At 40.1% G+C, this 7,569-nt stretch carries 7 protein-coding genes and 2 pseudogenes; 4 read left to right on the top strand and 5 right to left on the bottom strand.

Annotated elements, in window-relative coordinates:
- Positions 1-208: 208 nt before the first annotated feature.
- The 5 genes from IM456_RS03770 to IM456_RS03745 form a co-directional block, all read right to left on the bottom strand.
- Positions 209-1,546 carry a cytochrome c biogenesis protein gene (locus IM456_RS03770; RefSeq protein ID WP_287691580.1) on the bottom strand — a complete coding sequence of 446 codons (1,338 nt, stop codon included), beginning with the start codon at positions 1,544-1,546 and terminating at the stop codon, positions 209-211.
- A gap of 414 nt (positions 1,547-1,960) precedes the next feature.
- Positions 1,961-2,689 carry a cytochrome c biogenesis protein CcdA gene (locus IM456_RS03760; RefSeq protein WP_149986596.1) on the bottom strand — a complete coding sequence of 243 codons (729 nt, stop codon included), beginning with the start codon at positions 2,687-2,689 and terminating at the stop codon, positions 1,961-1,963.
- Between the two features lie 18 nt (positions 2,690-2,707).
- On the bottom strand, positions 2,708-3,070 hold the full coding sequence (locus IM456_RS03755; protein WP_149986595.1) for a VOC family protein: 363 nt from the start codon (positions 3,068-3,070) through the stop codon (positions 2,708-2,710).
- A 2-nt stretch (positions 3,071-3,072) separates the two neighbouring features.
- Entirely contained in the window at positions 3,073-4,029 is a 957-nt protein-coding gene (locus IM456_RS03750; protein ID WP_149986594.1) for an ABC transporter permease, read from the bottom strand.
- Entirely contained in the window at positions 4,030-5,763 is a 1,734-nt protein-coding gene (locus IM456_RS03745) for a peptide ABC transporter substrate-binding protein (protein WP_287691577.1), read from the bottom strand.
- Positions 5,764-5,961: 198 nt separating this feature from the next.
- Between IM456_RS03745 and IM456_RS03740 the strand changes: the two genes are divergently transcribed.
- From IM456_RS03740 to IM456_RS03725, 4 genes and pseudogenes are all read left to right on the top strand, one after another.
- Positions 5,962-6,303, top strand: a complete 342-nt coding sequence (locus IM456_RS03740) for a DUF433 domain-containing protein (RefSeq protein ID WP_287691576.1) — start codon at positions 5,962-5,964, stop codon at positions 6,301-6,303.
- On the top strand, positions 6,300-6,527 hold the full coding sequence (locus IM456_RS03735) for a DUF5615 family PIN-like protein (RefSeq protein WP_172970505.1): 228 nt from the start codon (positions 6,300-6,302) through the stop codon (positions 6,525-6,527). Before IM456_RS03740 ends, IM456_RS03735 begins: the two co-directional genes overlap by 4 nt.
- A gap of 33 nt (positions 6,528-6,560) precedes the next feature.
- A pseudogene (locus IM456_RS03730) lies at positions 6,561-6,827 on the top strand (helix-turn-helix domain-containing protein); the annotation flags it as partial.
- Positions 6,828-6,893: 66 nt separating this feature from the next.
- Positions 6,894-7,569, top strand: a pseudogene (locus IM456_RS03725) (ISL3 family transposase); the annotation flags it as partial.

Below are 7,569 nucleotides of genomic sequence, written 5' to 3'. Positions count from 1 at the left end.
TTTTAGTTTTTCTATTAAGCTCAACATATCTTTCAAAAGTTCGCGTTCACTTCTCATTTTACCTGACAGTGATCGCTTTTACTTTTGATATTCTGATGGGAGAATGAAACAGCCCTACTTGATAAGGGGGGTGCCGATAGGTGGGGGGATCAGAAAATTTTTAACACCTACCTACTGATCGGCAAACGACACCAGATTAACGTCAATTCTACTTTAACTTTAGCCTTTCAATGGTATCAATTATTTCCCGTTCAAAACCGACTTGAGCGCGATTAGTTTTACCACCAATATAAAAGCGATCACCCGATTGTAAAGCCCAAATTTGGGAATGGGAAAAGTAACTCATTACCACTCCCATCATCAATAAACCAAAACCTAAATAGACGATCGGGACTCCCGGATCTGCCTTAATTTGTAAACCTGTACTGCCCACTAATTCGACTATTTTTAGATTAACTCCATTGATGGGAATCGTCATTCCTTCTCGTACAGCAGAGGTTAAATCTCCCTTAGCATCATAGACAACTAACGTACCTTGTAAATCTCTGACTAAAAGAGAAACTCCCTCACTAAGATCGGTTTTAGTCGGAATCCAAGTTCCCCAGATTTGTCCATTACCTTTGGTGTCTAAACTAGCCATCGGTAGCTGTAGGATCGGACTATTATTCACCTGTACTTTTACCCCAGCAATCCCCCAACTGGTTTGATAAAAAGTCACCCCTTTATGGTGCAAAGGTTGGTTAACTTGAATAGTTTTGCGATCGATCTCCTGTCCTTGATTATCGATCACCGACAAATCAGAATAAAATTGTTCTATATCACCTTGAGGACTATAATCAATCCAAAAACGATTAACTTTAATCCCCCAATCCTTAGGGAGAGAATTTTTAGATAAGGGTCCAGCTTCAATAATATTTTTAACCTGAAAACTATCGCCACTAGCTACCATTTCTTGAGCGAAAAACCCGGTTAACGCTCCCCAGATCGCTCCTGCTAAAATAATTAACATGGCTGCATGAACGATAATCGGACCGATTTTACCAATCAGACCTTTACGAGCATAAAGACTGTTATTTTCTAGAAAAACTTTGTAGCCTTTTTTTTCTAACAAGGGGGTGAGGGATTCTAGGGAACCGGTTTCTAATTCGGCACTTAAAGCTAGTTTTTGAAATTGGCGAGATTGTTGATAAAATTGCCAGTTTCTTGCGGCCTTTAAAGCGGGAAATTGTCGTCGGAAGGTGCAAGCGGTTAAACTGGAACCAAAGAGAATTAATAATGATAGATACCACCAGGTACTATAAACATGATTTAATCCCAATATTAATAAAACTTTCCAAGTCAGAAAGCCAAATAAAGCGGGTTTCTCAGGATAATTAGCTTGGTAGAAAGATAGAGATTGACCCTGTTCGATTACTGTCCCAGAAATGCTAAAAATAGCGATTAAAAGTAAGAGAATAATTGCTAATCGCAGATCGGCAATAGTCTGGATAAATTTACGTCCCCATTGAGGCGGTGTATTATTTAAATTTGTTTCCGATATAGTCATAGGACCTCTTGTAAAAATCAAAAATTGTTGTTAGGGTTAGGAGTCAGTAGTCAGGAGAATTAAGAATGAATAATAATCAATTAGGCTGTATCTCACATTTGCAGAAATACCGATAACCAGCAATTATCAGTGATGCTTAAATTATCACAGATCTATCAGCAGCTGTCTGTAAGCATCCCACCCAAAAGCTAATGCGCTCCGGGGTTTGGGGGGTAGAACCCCCCAAAAGCTGGGATTGAGTGATAAAATCGGAAGTAATGACCAATTTTAGAAGATAGTTTACCTTGAAAAATCCCCACTCAGCAGATTTACAAAAATGAGCAGTTTTTAAACCCTCAAAAATTAATTATACAAGAGGTTCTATAGTTAAAAGTTTGGCCATTCTAGCCGATTATCTATCATAACTCTCCACCATCACAGCAGACGAGATAATAAAGAAAAAACTCCAAAACCGATTAATAAAACCCCACTGACGGGATTAATCCACCCGGACCATTGACGCAGGGAAAGAAAGCTTTTCAGCGAGGCAGTAAAAGAACCGACGATAATTAAGGGTAAAACATAGCCAGCAGTGTAGGATAACAATAATCCCCCTCCTAAGCTTAAATCCCCCGTATTTGCCACCCATGCCAATAGAGTTGCCAGAACTGGTGTACTACAAGGAGAGGCGATTAAACCAAATGTTAAACCAAGAAGATAGGACCGCAAAATCGGGGGAAAATCGCCGGTAATCCAATCGGTAGCGCCAAGGGAGGGGAAGCGCAGGGGTAATAATTCCAAGAGGTTTAACCCCATCAAAATAGCGATCGCACTGACGATAATTGGTAAACCGATCCCCACCTGTCCATAGACTTTTCCTAAAGTAGCGGCAATTAGTCCCAATCCCGCTAAGGTGGTGGCTAATCCTAGGGAAAACCATGTGGACTGCCAAAAAGCCGCTAAACGACCTTTATTTTCGTAACCCCCGATATAAGCGACGGTAATCGGCAACATCGACAGCATACAGGGGGTAAGACTGGTGAGTAAACCGGCTAGAAAAATCACGGCAATACTGACAAAACTAAGGTGAGTTAGTTGGGAAGTCACTAAGCGATCGGCGTATTGTTCAATGTGATAGAGTTGAGTCTGTAATTGGTCTAACATATCGGGTAATTTTTCAGGCTAAATTTGGCTCATTTCTAGAATATTACCATCGGGATCACTGACAAATAATGCCTTTCTGCCTGAGGCACTCATTTGAATTGTATAACCTTGACTTTCTAGATAGTTACCCATGGCCGCCACGTCATCAATAGCGAAGGCAATATGAGGATTGCGTCCCCATTTTTCGGGATTGGGACGGTAGTTTTGATAATTGGTATCGACAATTAAATGAATTTGATAATCTCCCACTTGATACCAAACCCCATCGTATTGAAAAGGGCGATCAGTTCTAGTCAATCCTAGAACATTTTCATAAAAGTTAACGGCTTTTTCTAGATCGGTGACTAAAATCGCCGTGTGTAAGGATTCTGTAATGTTCATAGTTAATATCTGACTCGCGGATCGAGCCAACTATAGGTTAAATCGGCAATTAAGTTAAAGATAACAATTAAAATCCCATAGATAAAGGTAATCGCCATCACTACGGGGGTATCACTGCGGGAAATAGAATCAATTAATAAAGCACCGATACCCGGCACACGAAACACTTGTTCTGTAACTAAAGCACCGGTAAAAATTGAGGGAATATCGAGAGCAATCAGGGTGACAACGGGGATTAAAGCATTACGCACTATATGCTTAGTTAGGACAGAAAAATTAGTTAGTCCCTTGGCTAAGGCAGTTTTAACGTACTCTTGGTGAATTTCTTCAGTTACGGAAGAACGCACGAAACGCATCAACATCGCCCCTTGATATAAGCTTAATACGGTTACGGGCATAATTGACTGTTTAACCTGCTCGATCAAACTATTAAAATCGCTAATTTCTAGGGTACTGTTATAAAAAGATGGTAGCCAGTTTAACTGCACACTAAAGATAATAATTAATAATAATCCCGTCACAAAGGTGGGTAAAGAAAAGCCAAGCAGGGAAAAAGTAGAGATGATTTTGTCTAACCAAGAATAGCGCTTGACTGCTGAAATTACGCCCAAAGGAAAAGCGATTAAAACCCCGAAAATATAGGCAATACCGACAATCCAGAGAGTTGTGGGTAAACGCTGCCAAATGAGGGTAAAAACCGGGCTGCGACTGGTGAAAGAATAGCCCATATCTCCTTGAAGAAATGCTAACAACCACTTGACATAACGCACGGGAAGGGGTTGATCTAATCCGAGACTTTTGCGAATATTTTCTCGCACCGCTTCGGTGATAGCGGGATTAGCGGCAAATTCTCCCATCGGCTCCCCCGGTGCTAGGGCCAAAATGCCAAAAACCACCATACTAATAGCTAAAAGAGTGGGAATCGAAAATAATAATCTTTTCAGAAAGTATTTCAGCATTTATTTACTACGCTTCCAGTCTTTGATCTTCCAAGTATTTCTATCCCAAGGAGTTAATTCAAACCCCGACAAACTATTGCTAATTGCCACCACATCGGCACGATGAACTAGGGGAATAATCACAAAATCATTGATTAACATATCATTCATTTTAATCCCTATTTCTCGCCGTTTTTCTGGGTTTAATTCTTGACTAAAAGCTTGCCATAATTTATCGTATTCAGGATTACAATAACGAGCATAATTATCCCCGGCCCAACCATCAGCTTTTTGGGGAATTTCGCTACAGGTAAAGGTTTTAAAATAGGCTTTCGGATCGGGACTATTATTACCAGTAGTGTACATTTGTAGGTCAGCATAAAACTTTTCTACCGTGTCATCGTTAGCAGGATCGCTAGAAAAGAAAATACTGGCATCAACAGTTTTTAATTCTACTCCTACCCCGATCGCTTGTAAACTTTGTTTGATAATTTCTTGGGTTTTCTGACGGAGAGGATTGACAGTGGTTTGAAAAACTAATTTCATTTCCACCCCATTTTTATCCCTAGTGCCATCACCATTACTATCTTTCCATCCCGCATCATCTAGTAATTTATTAGCCTTTTCTAGATTAAATTCATAGCTAGTATTGGGCGAATTATATTCCGATGGCATCACAATAAAATTAGGAGTTGTTTTCCCAGTAATACCATAAAGCTGCGTGGCAATAGTATCTCTATCAACGGCTAAAGATAAAGCTTGTCTTACTTTCACATCACTCAAAAAAGGATGGGGAAACTTAATACTAGACCTCTCACCTTCGGTAGTAACTTGATTAGGATCGCTCAAATTAAATAAAACTCGTTCAATCAAAGAACCGAAACTAGATATTAACTGACCCCGACCCGCTTTTTCTAAATCACTTAAAACCTTAGCCTCCACTTGCAAATTATAGGCATAATCCGCCTCCTGTGTCTGTAAAACCGCTCTTGCCGCCGAAGTTGCATCACCTCCTCCTTTTAATTCTATTCTTTGAAAACCTAATTTATCCGCTTCTCGAAAGAAAGAATTTGGTTCATAAACTGCCGTGTCTCCCGGTTTAAATTCTACCACTTTATAGGGGCCAGTTCCCACCGGTAATAAATTAGCCGGGGCCTGGCGTGCCGTTTCATTGCTATACTTTTCATAGAGATGAGCGGGTAAAATCATCCCTTCTGTCCCCACAAAAACTAATGACCAAGCGGGATTAACTTGCTTAAAAGTTATTTTAACTGTATGGGGATCGATCGCTTCCACACTTTTAACTATTTCATAATTGCCAGCGCTAGTAGAACCGGTTTTCGGATTGGTAATAAAATTATAGGTAGCGATGACATCTTTGGCAGTAAAAGGAGTACCATCTGACCATTTAATATCTTTTTTTAGCTTCCATGTCACCGATTTACCATCCCGGGCAACTCCCCCATTTTCAATAGTAGGAATTTCTGCCGCTAAAAAAGGAACTAATTCCCCTTTTTCATCGAAACTAGCCAAAGGTTCTAAGGTAATGCGACTCGCTTCTGAGTCTTTAAATCCCGTGGAGAGATGGGGATTTAAAATCGTCGGCGCTTGCCAATATAAAAGTTTTAAAGTTTCTGTGTTACTATTGGTCGTTGCTGGAGGATTATTAGCTGTTTGTTGATGACAAGCGCTAAAAAGCAGCGTACAACTAAGGGATAAAATTAACAGGGGCAAGAAAAGCGAGCGCTTAAACATTTTTAATGACAATCAATAATTCAACAGGGTGACTTAGGTGATTCCCTACCCCACCAATAACAAGTTATCAGACATTGAGTCTTGATCTCGATCGATTAATTGATTATTTGCCTTGATCCATTCCTAGTCAAGTTAAATCGATCGTGCTATAATAGCGATCTTGCACTAGACAATAAAATCTTAGGCACGGCGACGAAAATGCTTATGACCTTAGCAATTCTGGCTGAAACTGCTCCTCTGCAAGCCAATGAAGACGGCGTAATTCTCGTTGGAAAAACTCGTGTCACATTGGATACTGTAGTGTCTGTATTTAATCAGGGCGCGACAGCAGAGGAAATCGTTAATCGTTATCCATCACTAAACCTAGCTGACGTTTACGCCACGATCGCTTTTTACCTCAAGCACCAATCGGAAGTAGAAGCCTACTTGCAACAGCGACAACAGCAAGCACAGAAGATTCGGGTAATCAATCAAGCGAGATTTGACCCCCAGGGCTTGCGAGATCGCCTTCTTGCACGTAAAGCAGCGCAGCAAGCATGATCAAGCTTCTGGTTGACGAGAACTTCGATAACACAATCGTTCGAGGGTTGTTTCGCCGTAATCCAATGCTTGACATGGTTCGGGTGCAAGATGTTGGGTTGTCGGGTATGGATGATCCAACCATTTTGGAATGGGCAGCCCAAGAAGGGCGTGTTCTGCTCACTCATCGAAAATTTGGGTCTGAAACCCCGTCGTTCTACGACGGCTTTACTGTTAAATATTAGCGCATTTACAAAATATATGCTAAAATGTGAGGTATGGAAAAAGCCTATTCGTTTCGATTTTACCCCACACCAAAACAAGAGTCGCTATTGCGGCGCACATTGGGCTGTGTAAGATTAGTTTACAACAAAGCTCTCCACGAACGAACACAAGCTTGGTACAAAAAGCAAGAAAGAGTAGGCTACGCTCAAACTTCTTCAATGCTAACCGAGTGGAAAAAGCAAGAAGAATTAGACTTTTTAAACGAAGTTAGCTGTGTACCTTTACAACAAGGGTTAAGACATTTACAAACAGCTTTCACTATTTCGGCTCTTCTAGGTTCTGTGTGAGCATGGTATAATAGTAACACAGAACAGGAGGTGGGTTATATTGAGCAGACAATTTTCCTAAAGCTCGCTCTTTTAAATGAAACAATTGAATGTCCGAATTGCCATGAAACCTTGGACAGAATCAATCAGACAGAGTATAATCTAGTCAGAGATTTGTCAATATTAGGCAATTGAGTATATTTAGAAGTACCACGCCGCCAGTTTCATTGTCAAAAGTGCCAAAAGTATATCAGCGAAAGACTGAGTTTTATGAGATTAAGACAGCATCATACAATTCGCTATGAATCGATGATTTATGAGAGAGTAAAAAATTGTAGTATCGAAGAAATAAGTCGAGAAGAAGAGTTAGGATGGGAAGAAGTTGGGTTAATATTTAATCACTTTGCTAAAGAACTAGAAAAGGAAGAGTGGGAAGCACCAGAACGAATAAGCTTAGATGAATTTAGTAACTTAAAAGGACATAAAGATTTCATAACAACGGTCGTAGAGCTGGACAAGAAAATTTTACTAGATGTGATTAAAGGACATAAGCAAGAAGAATTAATGGAAGCCTTAAAAGCACAACCAGAAGCAATTCGGGAGAAAGTGAAAGAAGTGAGCGTCGATATGTGGTCAGGATTTACAGCAGTGATCAAGGAATTATTTCCCAATGCTAAAATCATCTATGACCGTTTTCATGTAATGGCTATCATCAATGACGAGCTTAATAAATTGA

It is taken from the genome of Microcystis sp. M079S1, assembly GCF_020246425.1.
GTDB lineage: Bacteria > Cyanobacteriota > Cyanobacteriia > Cyanobacteriales > Microcystaceae > Microcystis > Microcystis aeruginosa.
Note: the sequence above shows the minus strand (reverse complement) of the source record. Positions and strands in the feature narration are given on the sequence as shown.

Coding starts and splice junctions, on each gene's coding strand:
- IM456_RS03745 (WP_287691577.1), bottom strand. CDS start 5,763: ATGTTTAAGCGCTCGCTTTTCTTGCCCCTGTTAATTTTATCCCTTAGT.
- IM456_RS03750 (WP_149986594.1), bottom strand. CDS start 4,029: ATGCTGAAATACTTTCTGAAAAGATTATTATTTTCGATTCCCACTCTT.
- IM456_RS03740 (WP_287691576.1), top strand. CDS start 5,962: ATGCTTATGACCTTAGCAATTCTGGCTGAAACTGCTCCTCTGCAAGCC.
- IM456_RS03760 (WP_149986596.1), bottom strand. CDS start 2,689: ATGTTAGACCAATTACAGACTCAACTCTATCACATTGAACAATACGCC.
- IM456_RS03735 (WP_172970505.1), top strand. CDS start 6,300: ATGATCAAGCTTCTGGTTGACGAGAACTTCGATAACACAATCGTTCGA.
- IM456_RS03770 (WP_287691580.1), bottom strand. CDS start 1,546: ATGACTATATCGGAAACAAATTTAAATAATACACCGCCTCAATGGGGA.
- IM456_RS03755 (WP_149986595.1), bottom strand. CDS start 3,070: ATGAACATTACAGAATCCTTACACACGGCGATTTTAGTCACCGATCTA.